General features: G+C 53.8%; 24 protein-coding genes. 14 read left to right on the top strand and 10 right to left on the bottom strand.

The window, feature by feature from the left end; all coding sequences use genetic code 11:
* Window positions 1-70 precede the first annotated feature (70 nt).
* From rsmF to ACMYSL_RS11255, 3 genes are all read left to right on the top strand, one after another.
* Complete coding sequence (gene rsmF, locus ACMYSL_RS11265) at window positions 71-1,504, top strand: 16S rRNA (cytosine(1407)-C(5))-methyltransferase RsmF (protein ID WP_182239577.1); 1,434 nt, start codon at window positions 71-73, stop codon at window positions 1,502-1,504.
* Window positions 1,505-1,619: 115 nt separating this feature from the next.
* On the top strand, window positions 1,620-1,859 hold the full coding sequence (locus tag ACMYSL_RS11260; protein ID WP_110274282.1) for a YebV family protein: 240 nt from the start codon (window positions 1,620-1,622) through the stop codon (window positions 1,857-1,859).
* Between the two features lie 98 nt (window positions 1,860-1,957).
* The gene (locus tag ACMYSL_RS11255) at window positions 1,958-2,149 is read left to right on the top strand and encodes a YebW family protein (protein ID WP_110274283.1); all 192 of its coding nucleotides are present in this window, start codon (window positions 1,958-1,960) and stop codon (window positions 2,147-2,149) included.
* Here the strand turns inward: ACMYSL_RS11255 and pphA are convergent.
* Complete coding sequence (pphA, locus tag ACMYSL_RS11250) at window positions 2,146-2,799, bottom strand: protein-serine/threonine phosphatase (RefSeq protein ID WP_304259915.1); 654 nt, start codon at window positions 2,797-2,799, stop codon at window positions 2,146-2,148. The genes ACMYSL_RS11255 and pphA overlap by 4 nt on opposite strands.
* A 165-nt stretch (window positions 2,800-2,964) precedes the next feature.
* On the opposite strand from pphA, the gene ACMYSL_RS11245 reads away from it, so the two are divergent.
* The 7 genes from ACMYSL_RS11245 (at window position 2,965) to ACMYSL_RS11215 (ending at window position 9,913) form a co-directional block, all read left to right on the top strand.
* The gene (locus ACMYSL_RS11245; protein WP_304259917.1) at window positions 2,965-3,909 is read left to right on the top strand and encodes a VirK/YbjX family protein; all 945 of its coding nucleotides are present in this window, start codon (window positions 2,965-2,967) and stop codon (window positions 3,907-3,909) included.
* Window positions 3,910-4,027: 118 nt separating this feature from the next.
* Entirely contained in the window at window positions 4,028-4,171 is a 144-nt protein-coding gene (locus tag ACMYSL_RS11240) for an Ecr family regulatory small membrane protein (RefSeq protein ID WP_142514101.1), read from the top strand.
* Window positions 4,172-4,739: 568 nt separating this feature from the next.
* On the top strand, window positions 4,740-5,288 hold the full coding sequence (locus ACMYSL_RS11235) for a Csu type fimbrial protein (RefSeq protein ID WP_112213298.1): 549 nt from the start codon (window positions 4,740-4,742) through the stop codon (window positions 5,286-5,288).
* 22 nt (window positions 5,289-5,310) lie between these two features.
* Entirely contained in the window at window positions 5,311-5,829 is a 519-nt protein-coding gene (locus tag ACMYSL_RS11230) for a Csu type fimbrial protein (RefSeq protein WP_182239585.1), read from the top strand.
* A gap of 18 nt (window positions 5,830-5,847) precedes the next feature.
* Window positions 5,848-6,612 (top strand): fimbrial biogenesis chaperone, encoded by a 765-nt coding sequence (locus tag ACMYSL_RS11225; RefSeq protein WP_434662869.1) that lies wholly within the window; start codon window positions 5,848-5,850, stop codon window positions 6,610-6,612.
* A gap of 2 nt (window positions 6,613-6,614) precedes the next feature.
* Window positions 6,615-8,942: a fimbria/pilus outer membrane usher protein gene (locus tag ACMYSL_RS11220; protein ID WP_434662867.1), complete on the top strand. Its 2,328-nt coding sequence runs from the start codon at window positions 6,615-6,617 to the stop codon at window positions 8,940-8,942.
* Between the two features lie 17 nt (window positions 8,943-8,959).
* The gene (locus ACMYSL_RS11215) at window positions 8,960-9,913 is read left to right on the top strand and encodes a Csu type fimbrial protein (protein WP_434662864.1); all 954 of its coding nucleotides are present in this window, start codon (window positions 8,960-8,962) and stop codon (window positions 9,911-9,913) included.
* A 385-nt stretch (window positions 9,914-10,298) separates the two neighbouring features.
* Here the strand turns inward: ACMYSL_RS11215 and ACMYSL_RS11210 are convergent, their stop codons facing one another.
* The 3 genes from ACMYSL_RS11210 to yobA are packed head-to-tail and all read right to left on the bottom strand — an operon-like array spanning window position 10,299 to window position 11,902.
* Window positions 10,299-10,637, bottom strand: a complete 339-nt coding sequence (locus ACMYSL_RS11210; RefSeq protein ID WP_167492753.1) for a YebY family protein — start codon at window positions 10,635-10,637, stop codon at window positions 10,299-10,301.
* Between the two features lie 16 nt (window positions 10,638-10,653).
* A complete protein-coding gene (gene copD, locus ACMYSL_RS11205; RefSeq protein ID WP_434662862.1) occupies window positions 10,654-11,523 on the bottom strand; it encodes a copper homeostasis membrane protein CopD in 870 nt (289 codons plus the stop codon).
* 4 nt (window positions 11,524-11,527) lie between these two features.
* Window positions 11,528-11,902: a CopC domain-containing protein YobA gene (gene yobA / locus ACMYSL_RS11200; protein ID WP_181485793.1), complete on the bottom strand. Its 375-nt coding sequence runs from the start codon at window positions 11,900-11,902 to the stop codon at window positions 11,528-11,530.
* Window positions 11,903-12,037: 135 nt separating this feature from the next.
* On the opposite strand from yobA, the gene ACMYSL_RS11195 reads away from it, so the two are divergent.
* Complete coding sequence (locus ACMYSL_RS11195; protein ID WP_110274295.1) at window positions 12,038-12,268, top strand: DNA polymerase III subunit theta; 231 nt, start codon at window positions 12,038-12,040, stop codon at window positions 12,266-12,268.
* Window positions 12,269-12,346: 78 nt separating this feature from the next.
* A complete protein-coding gene (gene exoX / locus ACMYSL_RS11190; RefSeq protein WP_182239597.1) occupies window positions 12,347-13,006 on the top strand; it encodes an exodeoxyribonuclease X in 660 nt (219 codons plus the stop codon).
* 6 nt (window positions 13,007-13,012) lie between these two features.
* Here exoX and ptrB read toward each other — a convergent pair whose 3' ends face one another.
* The 3 genes from ptrB to ACMYSL_RS11175 all read right to left on the bottom strand — a co-directional run bounded on the left by ptrB (window position 13,013) and on the right by ACMYSL_RS11175 (window position 16,393).
* Window positions 13,013-15,073, bottom strand: coding sequence for an oligopeptidase B (gene ptrB, locus ACMYSL_RS11185; protein ID WP_434662860.1), 2,061 nt, complete (start codon window positions 15,071-15,073; stop codon window positions 13,013-13,015).
* A gap of 119 nt (window positions 15,074-15,192) precedes the next feature.
* A complete protein-coding gene (locus ACMYSL_RS11180) occupies window positions 15,193-15,885 on the bottom strand; it encodes a tellurite resistance TerB family protein (protein WP_434662858.1) in 693 nt (230 codons plus the stop codon).
* Window positions 15,886-16,036: 151 nt separating this feature from the next.
* Window positions 16,037-16,393: a YebG family protein gene (locus ACMYSL_RS11175; RefSeq protein WP_434662857.1), complete on the bottom strand. Its 357-nt coding sequence runs from the start codon at window positions 16,391-16,393 to the stop codon at window positions 16,037-16,039.
* A 134-nt stretch (window positions 16,394-16,527) separates the two neighbouring features.
* Here ACMYSL_RS11175 and purT point away from each other — a divergent pair, with 134 nt between their 5' ends.
* The gene (gene purT, locus ACMYSL_RS11170) at window positions 16,528-17,706 is read left to right on the top strand and encodes a formate-dependent phosphoribosylglycinamide formyltransferase (protein ID WP_434662855.1); all 1,179 of its coding nucleotides are present in this window, start codon (window positions 16,528-16,530) and stop codon (window positions 17,704-17,706) included.
* Between the two features lie 54 nt (window positions 17,707-17,760).
* On the opposite strand, the gene ACMYSL_RS11165 is transcribed toward purT, so the two are convergent.
* From ACMYSL_RS11165 to zwf, 3 genes are all read right to left on the bottom strand, one after another.
* On the bottom strand, window positions 17,761-18,402 hold the full coding sequence (locus ACMYSL_RS11165) for a bifunctional 4-hydroxy-2-oxoglutarate aldolase/2-dehydro-3-deoxy-phosphogluconate aldolase (RefSeq protein WP_110274301.1): 642 nt from the start codon (window positions 18,400-18,402) through the stop codon (window positions 17,761-17,763).
* A gap of 37 nt (window positions 18,403-18,439) precedes the next feature.
* Complete coding sequence (gene edd / locus ACMYSL_RS11160; protein WP_434662853.1) at window positions 18,440-20,251, bottom strand: phosphogluconate dehydratase; 1,812 nt, start codon at window positions 20,249-20,251, stop codon at window positions 18,440-18,442.
* Window positions 20,252-20,472: 221 nt separating this feature from the next.
* A complete protein-coding gene (zwf, locus tag ACMYSL_RS11155) occupies window positions 20,473-21,948 on the bottom strand; it encodes a glucose-6-phosphate dehydrogenase (protein ID WP_110274303.1) in 1,476 nt (491 codons plus the stop codon).
* A 320-nt stretch (window positions 21,949-22,268) separates the two neighbouring features.
* Here zwf and ACMYSL_RS11150 point away from each other — a divergent pair, with 320 nt between their 5' ends.
* Entirely contained in the window at window positions 22,269-23,174 is a 906-nt protein-coding gene (locus ACMYSL_RS11150; RefSeq protein ID WP_167492752.1) for a MurR/RpiR family transcriptional regulator, read from the top strand.
* The last annotated feature ends 33 nt before the right edge of the window (window positions 23,175-23,207 follow it).

Genomic DNA, 23,207 nt, shown 5'->3' with positions numbered 1-23,207 from the left:
ACGCTCCGGTGTCCGCCGCCGGAGCGTTTATGGTAAACTGCGCACCCTTTTTTGTTGTGGTGCGCTCCCCGTGGCTCAAAACGCTGTCTATCTTCCTGAAGAATTCCTCGCTCAAATGCGTGCGGCCATGCCGATGCATCTCTCTTTCGATGACTTTATTGCCGCCTGCCAACGCCCGCTGCGCCGAAGTATCCGCGTCAATACGCTGAAAATCACCGTCGCTGACTTTTTACAGCTGGTGGCTCCCCACAGCTGGCAGCTGACGCCGATTCCGTGGTGCGAGGAAGGTTTTTGGATCGAGCGCGAAGATGAAGACGCCCTGCCGCTGGGCAGCACTGCTGAACATCTCAGCGGGCTGTTTTATATCCAGGAAGCCAGCTCCATGCTGCCGGTTGCCGCGCTGTTTACCGACGGAGAGATGCCGCAACGGGTGATGGATGTCGCCGCCGCACCGGGTTCAAAAACCACCCAAATCGCCGCTCGCATGGGTAACGAGGGGGGGATCCTGGCGAATGAATACTCCGCCAGCCGGGTCAAAGTCCTGCATGCCAACATCAGCCGCTGCGGGATAAGCAACGTCGCCCTGACCCATTTCGATGGTCGAGTCTTCGGTGCCGCGCTACCAGAGTGTTTTGACGCTATCCTGCTCGACGCCCCCTGCTCCGGCGAAGGGGTGGTGCGTAAAGACCCCGATGCGCTGAAAAACTGGTCGCCTGAAAGTAACCAGGAGATCGCCGTCACCCAGCGTGAGCTTATCGACAGCGCCTTCCACGCCCTTCGCCCCGGCGGCACGCTGGTGTATTCCACATGCACCCTGAATCGCCAGGAAAACGAAGAGGTCGTCAACGGGCTGTTAGCGCGCTATCCGCAGGCAGTAGAGGTGTTACCACTCGGTTCGCTGTTCCCGCAAGCCGGTGAGGCGTTAACCGAAGAGGGATTCCTGCACGTCTTCCCACAGATTTTTGACTGCGAAGGCTTTTTCGTCGCCCGCCTGCGTAAAACCGCGGCCATTGAGTCTTTACCGGCACCGGGTTATAAAGTCGGCAAATTCCCCTTTATGCCGCTGAAAACCCGAGAATCCGCCGCCATCATTGCCGCCGCGGCCGCCGTTGGCTTGCAATGGGATGCAAGCCATACCCTGTGGCAGCGTGATAAAGAGATCTGGCTGTTTCCCCAGGCACTCGAAGGTTTATTCGGTAAAGTTCGCTTTTCACGCATCGGAGTTCGTCTGGCCGAAACCTACAACAAAGGGTATCGCTGGCAGCACGAGGCGGTTATTGCTCTGGCCGCACCAGCCAGGCCTTTCGAACTGACCCCGGCCGAAGCGGAAGAGTGGTATCGTGGGCGCGATGTTTATCCTGAAACGCTCCCGCAACAGGATGATGCCATCATCACTTTCCAGGGCGCGCCGTTAGGTCTGGTGAAAAAAATCGGATCGCGTTTAAAAAACAGCTATCCCCGCGAGCTGGTGCGTGACGGAAAGCTTTTTGCCGACAAGTCGTGACAGAGTGCAAAAAAACAGCATTTTTTAACTGGCGGTTTACGCCCTGTTGTCTACGCTGAAAAATGTCGGCCTTAACTGGTCGTACCACAACTCAGAAGACAAACGGGGTGAATTTATGAGTAAAACCAATGTACGTATTGGCGCGTTTGAAATAGACGACGCCGTGCTGCACGGCGAACAGCAGGGAGAGCGAACGTTAAGCATTCCTTGTAAATCCGATCCGGATTTATGTATGCAACTTGACGCGTGGGATGCTGACACCAGCGTGCCAGCCATTCTTGATGGTGAACATTCCGTCCTCTACCGTAAGCACTACGACCGCCAATCCGATGCCTGGGTCATGCGCCTCGCCTGACTCAAATGAACCCGTCGCCTGAGACGGGTTATTTATTCCCCCCACGCCCCTGACATCTCCTACACTTATCAATATGTTTTTCCAGACATGAGGCCAGGATGTTTGCCTTAGTGCTATTTATTTGTTACCTGGATGGGGGTTGCGAGGATATCGTGGTGGATATTTACGATAACGAGCGACAGTGCACGAGAGCGATGGACGACCAGCGGATACGCCATGGGGGCTGCTTTCCGGTAGAAGATTTTATAGATAGCTTCTGGCTTCCTGCCCGCGAATACAGCGACTTTTAATGAGTTAACTGTAGCGCTACCAGCGTTAGCTCCCCGCCAAACACCGCGCCGGTATCAATATAGTGCTGGTTATCGCTGTCATAACGCCGTTTGAGCGGCGTATGGCCAAACCAGAAATGATCCGCCCCGTCGATAGCACCATGACGGCCAGCAAAGTGATCTGTGAGGCGCTGTCGACTCCATAGCACCTGATGCTCATCCACCGACTGCTGCCAACGATAGACCCTTGCGGGATAATCAGCATGAGCAATCACATGTACCTGCTCTGCGCTGTGGAGTTCAATAATCAGCGGCAGGTATCGGCAGCGGGCAATAAGTTCCGCGAGGTGTCGCCGCTGATTCACTGAGCTTTGCGTATACCAGTTGCCGCCGTTCATCCCCCACAACATCATGTCGCTACCCTCGAGTACCTCCAACGCCATCTGTTCATGATTTCCACGCACCGCGTAAAACCACCGACAGCGCAGTAAATCCAGACACTCCGCGCTTTGCGGCCCGCGATCGATCAGGTCACCCACCGAAAGAAGCAGATCCTGATAAGGGTCAAATTTGCGCTCCCGAAGCGCTGCCATTAGCCGCGCAAAGCAGCCGTGCAGGTCGCCAACTAGCCAGATATTACGCCAGGCGGAACCCTCAATACGCTGATACATAATATCGTCCTCCTGACACAATTATAGGAAAATTCCGCCACTGTTGCGCTCGTGAATTTATACCTCAATCAATTTTAAACGAAAGCCAAATATAGTCCGCGGGGGCATTAAGCTCTCTACGATATATCCATAGAATAGAGGCCAGATAATAACGAGGTATTCATCGTGACGGATAACAGCCTGCATTCAGTCAGCGTACTTGAGCAACGTTCAAATCTTATTGCCGATCTGGTGATGGGCCGAATCACTCCTGCGCCAATTTGGCAAAAACGCAATTACCGGCTTAAGTTTTTACTGCGCACGGCCCTATTTTATACACCAACGCGCGACATGCTGGAGAACCTTTCAGCGCGTGCGGATTTCAATCAGCTACTGGCCGCACAGGTAACGCTGCCGGGTAAAGTCCATCGTCAGTATCTGACGCGCGGCTTGAACGCCAGCCAGCGTGCGCAGGCGATTATCAACCATTATCAATTTATCGACTCGCTGCCCGGATCGCGCCTTGCCGCCGCTATGACTTCAGCAAAAGAGATCCCGCTGCTGGCGCTTACAGGCAAAGACGATGCCCTGTTTACTCTTTTCGCTTCCTCTGCGGGCAAAGCCGAACGTGAAGGCGAAACGACCCTATGGTTACGTGACAGCGATAATAACGTGCTTGCCAGCGCGACCTTTAGCGTCACCCGGCAGCAGGATCAATGGCAGCTAACCATCGGTGGTCTGCAAGGGCCGCGCAGTAACATCTCTCATGAGGTGATCAAACGCGCGACTCGCGCCTGCCATGGGCTGTTTCCCAAACGCCTGTTGCTGGAGTTTATTTGGCTGCTGGCGGCACGTTGTCATATTCACGACATATATGGCGTGAGCGATAACGGCCACGTATTCCGCGCACTGCGCTATCGTCTGAGCAAAGGACGTCACTTTCACGCCAGCTATGATGAGTTCTGGCAGTCCATTGAGGGTGTTGCTGACGGGGCCTGGCGCTGGCGTTTGCCACTACGGCTGGAACGAAAAAGTCTGGAGAGCATTGCCAGTAAAAAACGCGCCGAATACCGCCGTCGTTTCCAGTTGCTGGATGACATGGCATTCCAGGTGACGACGCTTATGAGTTAATTTTCACGCTAGTTATCTACAAAATTAACGCCGTTTAGCACCACGGCGTTTGCATCTTCTACTGTGCTTTCGTTACTATCATGGCTTCCTCGCACTCCTCCAGGCAGCTATTGAAGTTATGAGTAAAACAGAAATTTTCCTGCTGGCTATGCTGTTGATTATTTTAGCCGTTGCCGTTTGGTTTATTTTCAGCGATGAAATCTGGGTTTTAGTAAGCACTATCGAGACCTGGCTATACCCTTCCTTTGTGGCACCAGAATAAATATTCTATTGTTATTTTTGGACTAAAAATCTTCTTCTCACCCCTTCAATCAATAAGCAGAAACAATCCATAACAAATAAAAGCAAATAAATTTTTGCTCATTATTTAATTTGTCATACAAATGTATATACTTAACCACTTCCGATGTAGGCCCGTAAACTTCACCTGCACCATGGGCCTGATTTCGTGCAGGTGTCTTCTCTCTTACCTACGCTAAAGCGATGCGTTCAGAGTCTATTCCTGCTTTTTTGTCCATATTTTTTGTTTCAAAATTTGCGCCTGATTGTGATTTTAGAAAAAATTTTTATTCTCCCATCCAACATCACCACACAAAGAAAAAACAAAACACCAACAATAAATTAACATGCAGCATTTATGTCCAACATATTCAAATATAACAGATTTAAAAACTATAAAAATAAAAAAATCCAGCTAATAATGCAACATTACGCTTATCTCGCAGAAGTAGTTATATGTTAATCAACTAAACCGGAGCGCATGTTCGGTGATAAAAGCATAAAGCTCCATCGTTGTTTTTCTTCCGCGGCTTTCCATCAAGAGGTTCTCCATGAACGTCAAAACGATATCGCGCAGTGTCTTAGGCGGCTTATTAAGCGCAATCGTCATCATTCAGCCATCTTTTGCCGCGGGCACGCTAAGCGGTCAGATTGGCGTTCAGCTTACGCTTGGTAGCGGATGCCGGGTGTCGAATGGTTCCAGAGAGGGAGAACTTAACAAATGGGGGAACATCAGTTTTGGCGCCTACGGCGATTTAGCCAACTCCATTGATGCCGGAATGGTCGGCAGCGGCGGAGCCACTGCGGTCTCCATCGCCTGTACTGCGGATCTGCAATCAACGCTGACGCTGGATGGCGGCCAGCAAGGGTCAGGAGATCTTCGTTATATGAAAAATACAACGGGTCCTGCGCTAATTGCCTATCACCTGTACTCCGATGTGGGTCGTAATAACGAAATCCTGCCAGATGGTAGTATCGCTATCACCGGAACCGGCAGCCCGCAAGAAATCCCTATTTTTGCGCGTATCCGCCCTGAAGACCAGGATGCCCCTACCGCTGGCGACTACAGCGACATCGTCACCGCGACGTTAACCTGGTAACGACATAAGGGAAATGGGCGTCATGCTTCGACCAATGTGGCTTACATTATTTCTGCTTTTTGCCTCGGGCGCCCATGCAGCCACTGCCCAGAAGACGTTAAAAGTCTCCGCACAGATAACCGCAGGCTGTGCGCTTGGCGCCGGAGACGGCTCCCAAACGACGGATTTCGGCACGTTGAATTTCGGCACCATGTCATCGCTCTACAGCAATGTTGATGTCGCCAGTACGCCAGGCGCGGGGTCGATTATCGTGACCTGCACGCCAGGCACTGCTATTTCAATCGCTCTCGACTATGGCGTTAACGGTGGCTCAGCAGCCCAGCGTTATATGTCGAACGGCGGCGGTAATACCCTGGCGTATCAGCTTTATCAGGATAGCAACCGTGCCACCGTATGGGGTAACAGCACGCAGGCTTTGAGCATCGCATCATTTCCGAGCACCACGCAAACCTACACGGTTTATGGCCGCCTTTTTGCCACGAATGGCTTCCCGGCGGTGGGCTCTTATACCGACACGGTCACCGTCACGCTGACCTATTAGATAATGCACAGGTTAACTATGACTCGCTGTAGATTTGCGCTGTTTTTATTCGCTTTATCCGCCCCAGTTTCCGTTCTGGCCGCCAGTTCCGTACTGGTCTGGCCGATATTTCAAACTATCGAAAGCCACGAAAAAGGTTCTGAGCTGTGGCTGGAGAATCGCGGCAACACGCCGGTAAATTTACAGCTGCGCGTTTTTTCCTGGGATCAAAAAGCATCATCCGATGCCTATGCCGATCAAAACGATGTCGTCGCCAGTCCACCCTTCACCACAGTCGCGCCGGGACAGCGTCAGTTGGTACGACTGATGCGCGTTGCTCCCGTCGCGAATGGAAAAGAAAAATCCTACCGCATCGTTATTGATGAGATCCCTCCTGCGCAACCGGCAGTGCAAACGGATAAAAACTCCGCAGGACTGAGAATGCGCATGCGCTACGTTCTGCCGCTGTTTACCTATGGGCAAGGCATCACGCCGCTAAAGAACGATGGCTCAGTCGAAGCGGTCAGGACAACGCTGCGCTGGTCACTTTCCCAGCAGAATAGCCGTCAGGCGCTTTGCATCGACAATACCGGCAATCAACACGCCCGACTTAGTTCGGTTTACTGGGCAAACGCCAGCGGTAAGAGTCAAATTTCTCAGGCTAACGGCCTTCTTGGCTACGTACTGGCGCAGAAAAAAAACTGTTTTCCGACCGCAGGCAAATCTGCTGTTCCGTCAGGGATGCATCTGTTTGCTAAATTAACCGATAACGGTCAGGCGGTGGAAATTCCGGCGAACCGTTAACCATGAGAGACCTGAAAAGGGCGACCTATGGGGGGCTGCTGGCGATTGCGTCGGTAACAGCTTACGCCGCAACCTACGATTCGTTGCCTGCGCCAGCGGCATCGTACAGCGAAAAGCAGGAATATGAGCTGTACCTCGGTTTATCGGTCAACGGTAATACCCCTGCGGGTACCGTTCCGGTCAAGGTCATCAATGGTCATTATTGGGTCTCAGCCAGCGTTTTGCAGCAGTCGCATATCCCATTGAAGACCAGCGACACGCTGGTGGATATCACCACCCTCCCTTCAGTGAAGGTGGAATATGACCAGACCGGGCAAATGCTCAAACTGCAGGTCCCGGACAACTGGCTTCCTGAGCAGAAAATCGGCGAGGCATCAGGGCAAAATTACCAGGCCGCGATTAGCAGTCCAGGGATTTTATTTAACTACGATGCCTACAACCTTTTTTCATCCGACGGCACGCAAACCACCAGCACCTACAGCGAAACGCGTCTTTTTGGCCCGGCAGGTATCCTCTCCAATAATGCGGTAATCCGACAAAACTGGTCTTCAACAGGTTATGAGCAGCAGGTCTATATGCGCTACGACACCCTGTGGAAGTACAGCGATAGCGAGCGGATGATAAGCTACCAGGCAGGTGATGTGGTGAGCAACGCGCTCACCTGGAGCAGCTCCGTGCGTATGGGTGGACTACGCGTGAGCCGCAATTTCAGCGTTCGCCCGGATCTGGTGACATATCCGCTGCTCAACTTATCCGGCAGCGCGGCGGTCCCTTCAAGTGTCGACCTGTTTATTAATGGTTTTAAAACCAGCTCTTCGCAGATTAATGGCGGCCCCTATACGCTGACCAATGTGCCCTATATCAGCGGCGCGGGTGAAGCTACCGTGGTAACGACCGACGCCCTTGGCCGCCAGGTTTCCACCAATATTCCCTTTTACGTCTCAAATACCCTCCTGCGGGAGGGTCTAAGCGATTTTGATTTCACCGTCGGCGCCCTGCGCAACAATTACGGCATCAAAAATGCCGATTATGGCACCGGCGCAGTAAGCGCGATTTACCGCTATGGGTTAAACAATTGGCTAACCCTCTCAGCGCATAGCGAAGACCGCAAAGGATTAACCAATGCCGGGGTTGGCGGCGATATCGGCGTGGGTAATCTGGGGACCCTCAGTCTGTCGACCAGCGCCAGCCGCGGCGAAGGAAATGGTAACCAGTTCACTGCGGGTTACTCCTACTATGGCAATAGCTGGGGGATTAATTACCAGCATATTCAACGCAGCGCTAACTATGACAACCTCAGCACCTACGGCTCGACCAGCATGCTAAGCCGCCAGTCAGACCAGGCCACGCTGAGCCTGAGCCCATGGGGACGCGTATTGGGCTCTTTTAGCATTGGCTACTTCGATATCAAGGCCGAGGATAATTCACGAACGCGCCTGATGAACCTCTCCTGGAGCCGCAGCCTGTGGAAAAGCAGCAGCTTCAGCCTGAGCGTAAACCGCGATCTGCAAGAAAATAGCTACGCCAGCATGCTGCAGGTCATCATCCCGTTCGATTCGCAAAGTTCAGTGCAGTTAAGCGGCCAGCGCTCCAGCTCCGGTCAATGGGGAGAAAATATCAGTGTGAGTCGCTCTGCCCCGGCAGAAGGTGGATTGGGCTGGAATCTCGCCCACTCGGTTGGCGGCGATAATTATAGCCAGGCGGATCTCACCTGGATCAACCGCGTATCAACGCTGAGCGGGGGTTACTACGGCTCACGTGACGATCATCACAGCTGGTTTGAAGCTACTGGTTCGGTGGTGCTGATGGATAACAGTCTGTTCTTCGCCCGGCAAATTAACGACGCCTTTATCGTTGTTTCCACCGGCAACTACCCGAATATTGCGGTTAATTATGAAAATCGTAAGGTCGGCGTGACGGATAAGAACGGTCATCTGCTGATCCCCTGGGCTGCGGCCTGGTACCCGGGAAAAGTCACCCTTGATACGCTTCCTCTGCCAACGGATACCGAAGCCGCCACGGTGGAGAAGCGTATTGCAGTCCGTGAAGGCAGCGGCGCGCTGGTTGATTTTCCGGTAAACCGCGTGCGCTCGGCGACGATTGTCTTCGTCGATGCCCAAGGGCAGCCGCTGCCGGTTGGTACGCCGGTTGAGGAGAAAAACAGTAAACAGCAAGGTCTGGTGGGCTACGACGGCGTGGTTTGGTTCTCGCATCTCACACGCAAAAATGACGTCACGATAAACGCCGGGGGGGTGCGATGCCACGTGCAGTTCGAACTCCCGGAATCAACGCCCGTCCCGCAGCGGATCGGCCCGGTTAGCTGCAACTGATGACAACGGAGACAACGTTGAAACACCTTCTATTTTTATGTGTTGCGCTATTTTTGCTGACTCAATCGGTCAGCGCACTGGCTGCCTGCAACATCGTAGCCAGTTCGCCCAAAATCGGCCCGGTCGATTCATTTACGCTCAACAGCACGCCGCTGGGCGTCCTGGCGGGCGCAGGCTTTTACTGCTCTCCAGAAGTGGCATCACTTAATTCGACCAATACCTTAACCGCCACGCTGTCTTCAACGAATCAGAGCAACAAAATTCCGCTACTGCTTAATGGCGCCGGCGATGCGGTCCCATATAGCATCTGCGTTGACTCTTCATGCTCACCGGCCTATCAGGATGGCGGCGTGATTAGCTGGAGCAGAACAACGCTGCTCGATTTATTGGGGTTATTTAACACCAGCGACGGGACCATGCCGCTTTACTTCAGAACCACCCCCGGAGCAAATATCCCTGCCGGTACCTATACCGATACATTAAAAATTACCTGGGTGTATAGATTCTGCTACGTCGGGCTCGACCTGCTGGGCATTAAGATATGTATTCCGAATAACGGAACCCTGATATCCACGGTGAATGTGTCGTTGCAGGTGACCAATTTTTGCTATATCGACAGCGCGCCGGAAGTCATATTTACCTCTGCCGCCCTGCCGTCCAGTTTTAGCGACTACAGCGGCCAACTCGCCATCCGCTGCACTAAAAATGCGGCCTATACCGTAAACCTCACCAGCATCACCAACACCAGCGTCGGCGACTGGCGGCGGATGAGCCTACCGCAACAGACGGCCTGGCTGCAGTATCAGTTTTACCAGGCTAACGGCAGCGCATGGACGGAGAGCAATAATCTCAGCGTCACCGGTTCCGGCACGGCGCAATCTGCGAGCTACACGGTAAAGATTAACCCAGCGCAGAGTAACCAGCCTGCAGGTACCTATAGCGACACTATTCTGGTGACCGTCACTTATTGAAGTCCGGCAGGCAATTTTTTTGTAAAAGAAATGTTTGGGAAATTATTGTTGTGGTATAAGAAAAAAGTCCCGAAAAAACCATCCGGGATTTTGCAATGGAATCTGCGGCGTTCTGAATAATAGATAAAAAAAGACCGAACACGATTCCTGTATTCGGTCCAGGGAAATGGCTCTTGGGAGAGAGCCGTGCGCTAAAAGTTGGCATTAATGCAGGCTAAGTCGCCTTGCCTTATAAGAATAGTTTACCGTGTCAGGTTTTCCAGTCCGCGACAAAAGTGGACGAATAATTCCTGTCAAAATTGCGAATGCCAACAAAAAACCGCCACTCCCGGCAAGGGACGATGGCGGTTTTTTTCATGCAAATACAGTTGGATACTAGTACCGATCAGCAGAGTTTCTGCGCACGCTCAATAAATGGCGTCAGGCTCATTTTTTGTCCTGGCTGCTGCGGATCATCGACCTGGATCACAGAAATCGGCTGGGCGTTGGTCTTGCCGTCTTTCATCTGCTGCTCGGCGACTTCATTTAGCGGGTACTGCACCAGGGTGCTGGGGTTAATGGCAAACAGCGCATTGCCGGGACGGCAGGTCAGCATCACCTCTTCACGATTAAACGCCCAGCTCTCCTTACCCACTTCAAAGCGGCTCACGGTAATCACCTTTGGCGCCGCCAGCGCAGCGCCAGAACTTGCCAATAACAACAGTGTCAAAACGATTTTTTTCATGATTTAACCAGTTAATTCAGTAAGGTTCCCAGGTCGCAAACAGGCTGACGGCAAACAGTGCCAGCGCGCCCAATACTATTTCCATCTGCGTGGTTCGCACGATGAGCTGTTCCGCCCGCGTTCCGCTTGCCGAGATGCGTGGCACCAAAACATACCGGTTCACCAGCGCAATTGCCACCATTGCGGCCACCAGGGCACATTTGAACAACAGCATCCGCCCCCAGGGCGAGTCGCTGATGAGCCCTCCCTGGATAAACAGCGCATTCACTATGCCGCTGGCGATGGCTCCGGCCACCGCCAGATGCCCGTAACGCGAAAAACGCATCATGGTGTAAATAGCGGCCTGCCGCCAGCGCCCATGCGCCAGGCGTAAACAATAGATAAACGGCAACAAACCGCCAAACCAGCTGGCGACACAAAACAGATGCACTGCATGGTTTGTCCGTTGCAGTATCCCCTGCCAGCCTTCATTCATCGCGGCATGGCCAACACCTGCCAGCAGCAATAATTGTGCGCAAAGGAGGATCAGCAGCAAGCGGGCCGGACGCCGTGGTTTCAGCCATACCACCACCAGCGCGACCAGGGCCAACAAAATTTGCCACACCCACGCGCTGCCGAACTGCGTCCCGGCAACCGCCTGCCAGATGGCGGGTTGCCAGACATCCGGCCAACCGTTGCCCATTAACCCCCCCTGCGCCATCAGCATCAACAGCGCTGACAGCGCGCTCGCCAACAATAAATGGCGCATCAGCGGATAGAAGCGCTGCATCAGCAAACGACGCAAGGTCACCGGCGCCCACCACGCACCGTAAAGCACGCAGCCGAAGGCGATCATCAGCGAGATAAAATGGATAAAACGTAAGCTGACATAGACTCCGCTAAGCATCGGCTTACTTCACGGTAAAGGTGTATTGTCCTTTGGTCTTATGGCCATCTACGGAGACCACATGCCAGTCAACGGTATATTCACCCGGCGTTAACGCCTGCTCGACGGGCACCGTCAGTTGGGATTTGTTGCTCTCATCGCGGGTGGGTTTGCCGAGGGCAACCGTTTTCTGCTGCGGCCCGGTCAGGGTCACGCCGCTAAATTGCGTTTCGATTCCTTCGGAGAAGCTCAGCGTCAGCGCCTGCGGGGACGCATTCACCTCAGCGTTAGCTGCCGGAAGCTGCTGTTGCAGGTGTGCGTGGGCAAATGCGCCTGCTGCAGTCAGGCTGCAGGCGAGAAATAGAGACAGACGCAGCGCGCGTCCGGCGATGATTGGCATAGTCGTCATTCCTTTTTGTTATGTATGTAGCACAGAGAATAACCCTGTATAATGACACAGTCGAGCTAAGCGTCTGAGACTTGCCTTTTTGCCGTATGCTTAGTACTTTTTGCGGCATTATCAAAGGAGAAACCGATGGAAAAGAACCTGGCTAAAATTTCCCAGGAGGAGATGGACAAAGTGAATGTCGATCTTGCTGCGGCCGGCGTCGCCTTTAAAGAGCGCTACAATATGCCGGTAGTCGCTGATTTAGTCGAAAGAGAGCAGCCAGCGCACCTGCGCGACTGGTTTCGCGAGCGGCTGATTGCCCATCGTCTGGCATCAGTTTCTCTTTCCCGCCTGCCGTATGAGCCGAAACAGAAATAATTCCCGTCCCCTGTGGACATCTGAGTTGGCAAGACCTGCGCATTCTATTACGCTGGTTTCTTTGGCCTGGAGCAAGCCATGCTGCGCGTAATCGATACAGAAACCTGCGGATTGCAGGGGGGCATTGTTGAAATTGCCTCGGTAGATATAGTGGACGGACAAATTACCAATCCGATGAGCCATCTGGTTCGCCCCGACCGCCCCATCAGCCCGCAGGCGATGGCAATTCATCATATTACAGAAGAGATGGTCGCCGATAAGCCGTGGATTGAGGAGATTGTGCCGCTGTACATGGGCAGCCCGTGGTACGTCGCGCACAACGCCAGCTTTGACCGTCGGGTGCTGCCGGAAATGCAGGGCGAGTGGATTTGCACCATGAAGCTGGCGCGCCGCCTGTGGCCGGGAATTAAGTACAGCAACATGGGGTTGTATAAATCGCGCAAGCTCAGCGTTACCACGCCACCGGGGCTGCATCATCACCGGGCGCTGTACGATTGCTATATCACCGCTGCCCTGCTGCTCGACATTATCAAAACTTCCGGCTGGTCGCCGGATGATATGGCCACGATTACCGGCCGCCCGGCGCTGCTATCCACCTTCACCTTCGGCAAATATCGCGGCCAGGCGGTCTCTGAAATAGCGGAAAACGACCCCGGCTATTTGCGTTGGTTATTCAATAACCTGGATCGTATGAGCCCCGAGCTGCGCTTGACGCTTAAACACTATCTCGGGGAGTAACCAGCCCTACGCCTGTGCCCGGCCTGGCAGCGTCCCCTGCGCCAGGCCAATCAGAAACGCGAACTCCAGCGCCACGCCCTCGTAGCTTTTAAAGCGTCCGGATTTACCACCGTGACCGGAATCCATGTCGGTACACAGCAACAGCAGGTTGTCGTCGGTTTTCAGCTCGCGCAGTTTTGCCACCCATTTTGCCGGTTCCCAGTATTGCACCTGCGAGTCATGCAAACCCGTAGTCACCAGCATGTGCGGGTACGCCTGCGCCAGAATGCCGTCGTAAGGACTGTAGCTCTTCATATAGTGGTAATACTCTGCATCCTGCGGGTTACCCCACTCTTCAAACTCACCGGTGGTCAGCGGGATCGACTCATCAAGCATCGTCGTCACGACATCAACAAAAGGAACTTGGGCGACCACGCCGTGAAACAGTTCCGGTCGCTGGTTAATCGCCACGCCCATCAGCATACCGCCCGCGCTGCCGCCCATACCGTAGCATAAGTGGGGCGCGCCGTAGCCCTGCGCCAGCAGCGCATCGCAGACGTCGAGGTAATCGTTGAAGGTATTTTTCTTGCATAGAAACTTGCCGTCTTCATACCACTGCTGGCCCAGTTCGCCGCCGCCGCGAATATGAGCGATAGCAAAAACAAAACCGCGGTCGAGCAGGCTCAGGCGGCTGGCGCTGAAATCCGCATCCATGCTGGCGCCATAGGAACCATAGCCGTATACCAGCAGCGGGCTGGCTCCTTTGCGGAAATGTTCATGCCGGTAGACCAGAGACACCGGAACCTCAACGCCGTCACGAGCTTTGATCCACAGGTGCTCGCTGCGGTAATGGCTGGCATCAAAACCTTTTACTTCCTGTTGTTTGAGTACCCGCCGCTCGCCGGTATTCATGTCCAGTTCAAATAGCGTATCCGGCGTGGTCATGGAGGAGTAGCCGTAACGCAGACGGGAAGTTTCTGGCTCCGGGTTATAAGAGAGCCAGGTCACATAGGCCGGATCGTCAAACGCAATGCCCTGTGACTCCCGCATTTTGCGATTGATCTGCCGCAGACTAGTCAGCCCATGCTGACGTTCTTCGACCACCAACCAGTCGGTAAACAGGGTAAAGCCTTCCAGCATCACCTCGTGGCGGGCAGGAATTAAGGTTTCCCACTGTTGCTCATCGCGCAGCGTGCTGCGATAAAGGCCAAAGTTCTTACCTTCACGGTTAGATCGCAGATAAAAGGCATGCTGATAGTGATCGAGACTGTATTCATGATCTTTGCGACGCGGCAGAAAACAGATCGGCTCGGCATCGGTCATCTCTGCATTCAGCAGCAGTACTTCGCTGGTGGTCGCGCTGGCCAGATAAATCACCACAAACTGTTGGGAGGTGGTTTTGTGAACGCTGACGTAGAAGGTATCGTCCTGCTCTTCATATACCAGGATATCTGAACTGGCTGGGGTACCAAGACGATGGCGCCAGACCTGATACGGCAGCAGCGTGGTCGGGTGTTTACGCACATACCACAGGGTCTGTGAATCGTTACTCCAGGCAAAATCAGGCGAGACGTTTTCCAGCACCTCTGGGTATTCGTTATCGTTGTGCAGAGAGTACAAGCGCAAGCTATATTGCCGCCGTGAAAGATAATCTTCCGCGACCGCCATGATGTGGTTATCCGGTGAGATCCCTAAGCCGCCGAGGGTATAGAACTCGCTACCGGCCGCCCGTTTGTTACCGTCGAGCAGAACATCCCACTCATCCCACTCTTCTTTTAGCACCGACTGGCGTTGATAAATAGCGTATTCGCAGCCCGGCTCATAGACCTGACGGTAACGATAGCCATTTTTGCTGTACGGTGCCGATACTTCGCGCGGTGGAATACGATCAATAATTTCCTTCAGTACCCTGTCCTGCAGACTACTTTGCGAAGACATGACTTTTTTCCCGTACTCGTTTTCCTGGCGCAGATAATCAAGCACTTCCGGCTGAGAGCGCTCGTCATCACGCAGCCAGTAGTAATTATCAATTCGGGTATCGCCATGTAAGGTCATGGCATGAGGGATTCGTTTTGCTTTTGGTGGCATCTGCTTCGTCTTCTGCGGCTTATATTATTTATCCTTCAGCATGCCCCAAAGCGTGCTGAAGGATGACAGGTATATAAGGGTGGCAAAAGTCGCCAGCGATGCAAGCGAAACGTGAGGATTTAAGGCGCTATTGCCTGTTTTTGCGCCTGAATATCCTGTTCGATATCTTTGCGAACGTCCTGCGGCAGGTTTAGCGCTTCGCCGAGCGCATTCAGATAGCTGCGCTCCATAAAGTGGTCAATATCAATGACCGCACAGCTGATGTAATACACTTCGAGCGCCTCTTGCTCGTTGCTGATGCCCTGCGCCAGGCGCTGAGGGTCGAGAGGCTGAGACAGCGCCCTGTCGATTAATACCCGCCCCTGCACGTCAATGTTTGCTGCACGTAGCTGCTCTTCAATGCTGGCCCGTTCGCGTTCGTCAATATGCCCGTCGCTTTTGGCGGCGAAGACCAGCGCCATAATCAGCCGTTCACTGCGGGCGTCGAGCTCGACTTGCGTTGAAGATTGCGCCTGAATGGGCGCAGAGGCTGAAGGTGAGTAAGCCGGTTCCTGTGGCGAGCCTGCACGCATTTTTTGCTGATATTTATTCCACAACACGCTGCCTGCGATCGCCCCACCGCCGACCAGCAGCGCGCCAGTGCCGTATTTGGCCAACAGTTTACGCGATGATTTGCTGGCAACCAGTAGCCCTGCCAGCCCGCCAAGCGCACCCGGCAACAGCAGATTTTTGCCGCTTGATTGATCGTCAGATGAAGAAGACAGCCCCTGCTGACCCAGCAGAGACTGCAGTTGATTAAGCCAGTTAGCCATACTTTTCCTCGTTGCGCGATAAGCGATACCACCAGCCTAAACGACGCGATGTCAGGAAATGTTATGGGCTGCTAAAGAAGCGCAAATTTAGCCTCAAAAAGGGGCTTAACCGAATTTTTGCCGCCAGAGAACCCGGCGGCAGAGAGCACACTCAGGCGGCTTTTACTTTACGCGGTTTAGCCTGAACTTCAGCTGCTGCTTCAGGGACGGCGTCGGCATTATCCTCGACGATCTCCGCCTGGGCGTGTTGTTCATCAGCGCTGCTTTCGGCTTCCGGCAGTTTCCCGGACCGCAGAATATGATTTAAGGTCTCTTTGCGCTCGGCCAGCCACATTGACATGCTATCGCGCTGGGTTTCATCAAGCGTCAGCGGACAGTCAACTAGCCAGTCGTTGAGCACTTCCGCCAGATCGAGCATTTTGTCGTAAGCATCGGCCTCTTTTTTGCTGGCAAAAGACATTTTTTCCTCACCTTCGCGAATCACCACATATTTAATTTCAACCGCCATGATGCAGCCTCTTTATACTGTATTTTTATACAGTATAGCAAATTTTCGCGCTGAACTCAAATTACACACATAAAGACAGACGCAAACGTTTTCGTTTATAATGCGGCGCATGTTTTTTACTGCGGAAGAGAGTTATGACTGTATTAGGCACGGCGCTGCGCCCTGCGGCAACAAAGGTAATGCTGTTAGGGTCCGGCGAACTGGGTAAAGAAGTGGCTATCGAATGCCAGCGCCTGGGGATTGAAACCATCGCCGTCGACCGTTACCCGGACGCGCCAGCGATGCAGGTAGCGCACCGTTCACATGTCATCAATATGCTGCACGGCGAAACCTTGCAGGCGCTAATCGAACAGGAAAAACCTGACTTCATCGTACCGGAAATTGAAGCTATCGCCACCGATACCCTGGTGGCGCTGGAGCAAGCCGGGAAAAAGGTCGTCCCTACCGCGCGGGCGGCGAAGCTCACCATGAACCGCGAAGGAATCCGTCGCCTGGCTGCCGAAGAGCTGAAGTTACCGACCTCAGCCTATCGTTTTGCCGATAGCGAAGCGGCGTTTCGTGAAGCTGTCGCAGGGATCGGCCTGCCGTGCATCGTCAAGCCAGTGATGAGCTCTTCCGGCAAAGGTCAGAGCTTTATTCGCTCCAGCGAACAGCTGGCTGAAGCCTGGCAGTATGCACAGCAAGGCGGGCGCGCCGGAGCCGGTCGCGTTATCGTTGAAGGCGTGGTGAATTTTGATTTTGAAATTACCCTGCTGACCGTGAGCGCCGTGGATGGCGTACATTTCTGCGCACCGGTCGGTCATCGTCAGGAAGATGGCGACTATCGTGAATCCTGGCAGCCACAGCAGATGAGCGATTTGGCGCTGGAACGTGCGCAGGAAATAGCCCGCGAAGTGGTGCTGGCTCTGGGCGGTCACGGCCTGTTCGGCGTCGAGCTGTTCGTCTGCGGTGATGATGTAATTTTTAGCGAAGTCTCACCGCGCCCGCACGACACCGGCATGGTCACGCTGATTTCGCAGGATTTATCAGAGTTCGCCCTGCACGTTCGCGCCTTCCTCGGCCTGCCGATTGGCGCAATCCGCCAGTACGGCACGGCGGCCTCGGCGGTGATCCTGCCGCAGTTAAGTAGCCAGAACGTCACCTTCAGTAATATCCAGGCGGCGGTTGGCGCAGGTCTGCAACTGCGTCTGTTTGGCAAGCCGGAAATTGACGGTTCTCGTCGACTGGGCGTGACGCTGGCGATAGCAGATAGCGTTGATGAAGCGGTTGCGCGCGCCAAAACGGCGGCAGCGGCGGTCATGGTGACAGGATAAAATATAAAAGCCCGGTAGCTTGCGCAGACCGGGCCTCAGTTTAAAGCGCGAAGATTACTTCGCGCCTTCTACCGCTTCGCGAGCCAGTTTGGTAATACGGTCGTAATCACCAGCTTCCAGCGCATCCGCTGGCACCAGCCATGAACCACCGATGCACAGGACGCTGTTCAGCGCCAGATAATCGCGATAGTTAGCCGGAGAAATGCCGCCAGTCGGGCAGAAACGAATGTGCGCGAACGGGCCGCCAATCGCCTGCAGCGCTTTCACGCCGCCGTTAGCTTCAGCCGGGAAGAATTTGAACTCTTTCAGGCCATACTGCATACCCAGCATCAGCTCGGATACGGTGCTGATCCCCGGGATCAGCGGAATGGTGCCTTCGCCGGTTGCCGCTTTCAGCAGGGATTCGGTCAGACCCGGGCTGATGGCAAACTGCGCACCAGCTTCGGTGACTTCTTTCAGTTGCTCAACGTTAGTGACGGTACCCGCACCAACAATCGCTTCCGGGACTTCTTTAGCGATCGCACGGATAGCGTCCATTGCGCAGTCGGTACGCAGAGTCACTTCCAGTACGCGTACGCCACCTGCAACCAGCGCTTTCGCCATCGGCACAGCGTGTTCCAGCTTTTTCACCACGATTACCGGTACAACCGGGCCGGAGGTGAGGATTGCTTCTGCAGTTGTTTTCCAGTTTTTCATCAGATTTTCTCTCGCCAGATCTATAAATCGAATCGTCTTAAAAATTGATGCAGGTTGCGCCCTGTTCCGCTCCGGAGAGTTTCTCACGCAGCGCAGCAAACATTTCCCGGCCGGTTCCCACACGCGAACCGCTCAGGTCAGGAATATGCGGCTGACGCGCAGCCAGTTCAGCCTCATCCACCAGCAGCGTAAGTTCGCCGGTCTGGCCATTGACGCGGATGATATCGCCATCACGCACCTTCGCCAGCAGACCACCATCGTACGCTTCAGGCGTCACGTGGATTGCTGATGGAACTTTACCTGATGCGCCGGAAAGTCGACCATCGGTCACCAGCGCAATTTTGAAACGGCGGTCCAATAATACACCAAGTGGCGGCATAAGTTTATGTAATTCTGGCATGCCGTTCGCTTTTGGCCCTTGATGACGAACCACTACCACGCAATCTTTGTCCAGCAGCCCAGCTTCAAAGGCTGGCAGCACGTCGTGCTGACTCTCAAACACAATCGCCGGCGCTTCAATAATCTGGTTTTCTACCGGTACAGCGGAAGTTTTCATCACCGCGCGACCAAGATTGCCGCTCAGCACTTTAGTGCCGCCATGGCGAGAGAACGGTTTGTCAAAGGTGGCAATAACCTGGTCGTCCAGCGGCGCGGTCGCCCCTTCGCGCCAGTCAAGCTCGCCATTATTCAGCCACGGTTCCATGGTGTAGCGAGAGAGGCCAAAACCGGCCACGGTGTTAACGTCTTCGTGCAACAGGCCACCTTTCATCAGCTCGCGTACCAATACCGGTACGCCACCCGCCGCCTGGAAGTGGTTGATATCCGCCGGGCCGTTCGGGTAAAGACGCGCCAGCAGCGGTACCACGTCTGAGAGGTCAGAGAAATCATCCCAGTTGATGATGATCCCCGCCGCACGCGCCATCGCCACCAGGTGCATGGTATGGTTGGTAGAGCCACCGGTCGCCAGTAGCGCCACAATCCCATTGACCACCACTTTTTCGTCAAACATTTTGCCCAGCGGCATCCACTCATTACCGTTACCGGTCAGGCGGGTTACCTGGCGGGCAGCAGCAGCGGTTAATACTTCACGCAGCGGCGCATCCGGATGAACGAATGATGATCCCGGCAATTGCATCCCCATAAACTCAACCACCATCTGGTTGGTATTGGCGGTGCCGTAGAAGGTGCAAGTGCCTGGCGCATGGTAAGAGGCGGCTTCAGACTCCAGCAGCGCCATGCGGTCGACTTTCCCTTCCGCGTACAGTTGGCGGATGCGTACTTTTTCTTTGTTCGCCAGACCGCTGGCCATCGGGCCGGACGGAATAAAGATGGACGGCAAATGACCAAATGCAAGCGCTGCCATGGTCAGGCCAGGGACGATTTTGTCGCAAACCCCCAGGTACAGCGCGCCGTCAAACATATTATGCGACAGGCCGATCGCGGCAGACATGGCGATAACCTCGCGGCTTAGCAGCGACAGCTCCATCCCGTCCTGCCCCTGCGTCACGCCATCGCACATCGCCGGAACGCCACCCGCCACCTGGCCAACCGCATTAGCTGAGTGCAACGCTTTACGGATAATATCCGGATAATATTCATAGGGTTGGTGGGCGGACAGCATGTCGTTATAAGAGGTGATGATGGCGATGTTATTGCGCAGCATGCTTTTCAGCGAAGCTTTATCATCCGCCTGACAGGCGGCGAAGCCGTGTGCCAGGTTACCGCAGGCCAGTTGGGCACGATGGACGGTATCGGTTTTGGCCTGGTTAATCCGTGCGAGGTAGGCGCTGCGGGTGTCGCGTGACCGTTCGATAATGCGTTTTGTTACCCGTAACATTTCAGAATTCATAAAGGCTCCTCAAATTTCATCTGTCCGGCCACAGCGTTCTGACGATGTCTCTTGATGCTTAAGGCACCAGTACCGGGGCTCAGGGGCAAAATACTGAGTGCAGTGTAATAAAAAAAGCTCCGGGGGTGAATCCTCCCGGAGCTTAAAAGATTAAAAACTACGCGACTTTCTGCGTCAGATCATGTTACCGGTAAAATAACTCAACCGGATTAGCCTGTCGGTTACTCAAACTCGTTCCATGAACGGCCATCGCGGGTGATCATCGCCACGGAGGCGACCGGCCCCCAGGTGCCCGCCTGATAAGGCTTCGGCGCATCACGATCGGCAGCCCAGGCTTCGGTAATGGAGTCAACCCACTTCCACGCTTCTTCCACTTCATCACGACGCACGAACAACGCCTGAATACCGCGCATGGTTTCCAGCAGCAAACGCTCATAAGCATCCGCCAGATGCGTTTGATTAAAGGTTTCTGAGTAGCTCAGATCCAGCTTGGTGATCTGCAGGTTGTGCTTGTGATCAAGCCCAGGAACCTTGTTCAGTACCTGAATATCGACCCCTTCGTCAGGCTGCAGACGAATGGTCAATTTGTTCTGCGGCAGCTCCTGCCAGGTTTCTTTAAACAGGTTAAGTTCCGGCGTTTTGAAGTAAACCACGACTTCAGAGCACTTGGTCGGCAGACGCTTGCCGGTACGCAGGTAGAACGGCACGCCCGCCCAGCGCCAGTTGTCGATATCCACGCGGATAGCCACAAAGGTCTCGGTATGGCTGGCTTTATTCGCGCCCTCTTCTTCAAGGTAGCCCGGCACTTTTTTGCCTTGCGCAAAACCGGCAGAGTACTGGCCGCGTACCGTTTTTTCACGCACATTAGTGCGGTCGATACGGCGCAGAGACTTCAGCACTTTTACTTTCTCATCGCGGATGCTGTCAGCGCTCAGGTCCGACGGCGGCGACATCGCAATCATGCACAGAATTTGCAGCAGGTGGTTCTGGATCATATCGCGCATCTGCCCGGCCTGATCGAAGTAACCCCAGCGACCTTCAATACCGACCTCTTCCGCCACGGTGATCTCGACGTGATCGATAGTGCGGCTATCCCAGTTATTGACGAACAGCGAGTTGGCGAAACGCAGTGCCAACAGATTCAGTACCGTCTCTTTGCCCAGATAGTGGTCGATACGGTAGACCTGGCACTCTTCGAAAAACTCACCGACTTGATCGTTGATCTCGCGGGAGGTTTCAAGGGAGGTACCCAGCGGTTTCTCCATCACTACCCGCGCCGGTTTGGCGTTCAGTTTCGCTTCGCCCAGTCCTTTGCAAATCGCGCCAAACGTGCTTGGCGGCATGGCGAAGTAGTTGATGGTGACCCGCTCTTTCTGGTCGAGCATTTTACCCAGGCGGGTAAATGCTTTGGTGTCGTTGACATCAAGGTTACAAAAGTCCAGACGCCCGCTCAGGGTATCCCACAAACCTTCATCAATTTTTTCCTTCATGAAGGTTTCCATCGCTTCACGTACTACCTTGGTGTAAGCGTCTTTATCCCAGTCGGCACGCCCAACACCGATGATGCGAGTGTCAGGGTGAAGCTGGCCAGCTTTCTCAAGCTGATACAGGGAAGGCAGCAATTTACGTCGCGCCAGGTCACCCTTCGCGCCGAAAATGACCAGATCGCATGCCTGGGCCGTTTGCGTTACCGCCATGTCATTCTCCTTAGTTGATAGACTGGTGCTTGTGCCAGGCTATATTTGTAATTTTCTTTCACTGCATCGTACTGTGTTTACGAATTTCCCGAAACCCTCTGCCCCGGTTCCCGCGGCTAAATCGCACAGGGGGGAAAAATACAGGGCGACATTTTGGGCATACGGCTAATATTGTTCGTTGTTTCGACCGATTCTCAGTTACTAAAATACGACTCTGATCATGTAATGAAAAAAAACAACATTTTTTAAGGTCATTCCTCACCGTTTCCGACTACGGAGAGGTATATTCTTGCTAAAACGCCTGATGATTTCACCCATTAATGAAATCGTTTCCATTGATGAGCGCCTTGTTAATAATGAACATGCTGGAAAAAATCCAGTCCCGACTGGAACACCTTAGCAAATCTGAACGCAAAGTGGCGGAAGTCATCCTTGCAACCCCCGCGCAGGCCATTCATTCGAGCATCGCGGCCCTGGCCCTTGAAGCTGGCGTTAGTGAGCCGACTGTTAACCGTTTTTGCCGCAGTCTGGAAACCCGTGGTTTCCCGGATTTCAAACTGCATCTGGCCCAAAGCCTGGCACACGGGACACTCTATGTTAACCGCAACGTCGACGAAGACGACAGCGTAGAGGCCTACACGGGGAAGATTTTTGAATCGGCAATGGCCAGTTTAGATCAGGTCCACCATTCTCTCGACATGTCGGCCATCAATCGTGCGGTCGATCTGTTAACACAGGCCAAAAAAATTGCCTTTTTTGGCCTCGGCTCTTCAGCCGCCGTCGCCCACGATGCGATGAACAAATTTTTCCGCTTCAACGTACCGGTCATTTACTCCGACGACATTGTTCTGCAACGCATGAGTTGTATGAACTGTAATGACGACGACGTCGTGGTGATTATCTCACACACAGGTCGGACCAAAAGCCTGGTGGAGCTAGCGCAGCTAGCCCGTGAAAACGATGCTATGGTGATCGCTATTACCTCTCCCGGCACGCCGCTCTCTCGCGAGTCAACGTTAGCCATTACGCTGGATGTCCCGGAAGATACCGATATCTATATGCCGATGGTCTCCCGGCTGGCGCAGTTGACGGTGATTGACGTGCTGGCAACCGGCTTTACCCTGCGTCGGGGCGCAAAATTCAGAGATAACTTGAAGAGGGTCAAGGAAGCGCTCAAGGAATCGCGCTTTGATAAAGAGCTCAGTGTACACAGCAATGACCAATAAAAGTAGAAACAAAGCAGTAACCTATTACACCGT

It is taken from the genome of Klebsiella sp. MISC125, from assembly GCF_051131775.1.
In the GTDB taxonomy this organism is placed as follows: domain Bacteria; phylum Pseudomonadota; class Gammaproteobacteria; order Enterobacterales; family Enterobacteriaceae; genus Klebsiella.
The sequence above is the reverse complement of the archived record's forward strand: the minus strand, read 5'-3'. Positions and strand labels throughout refer to the sequence as shown.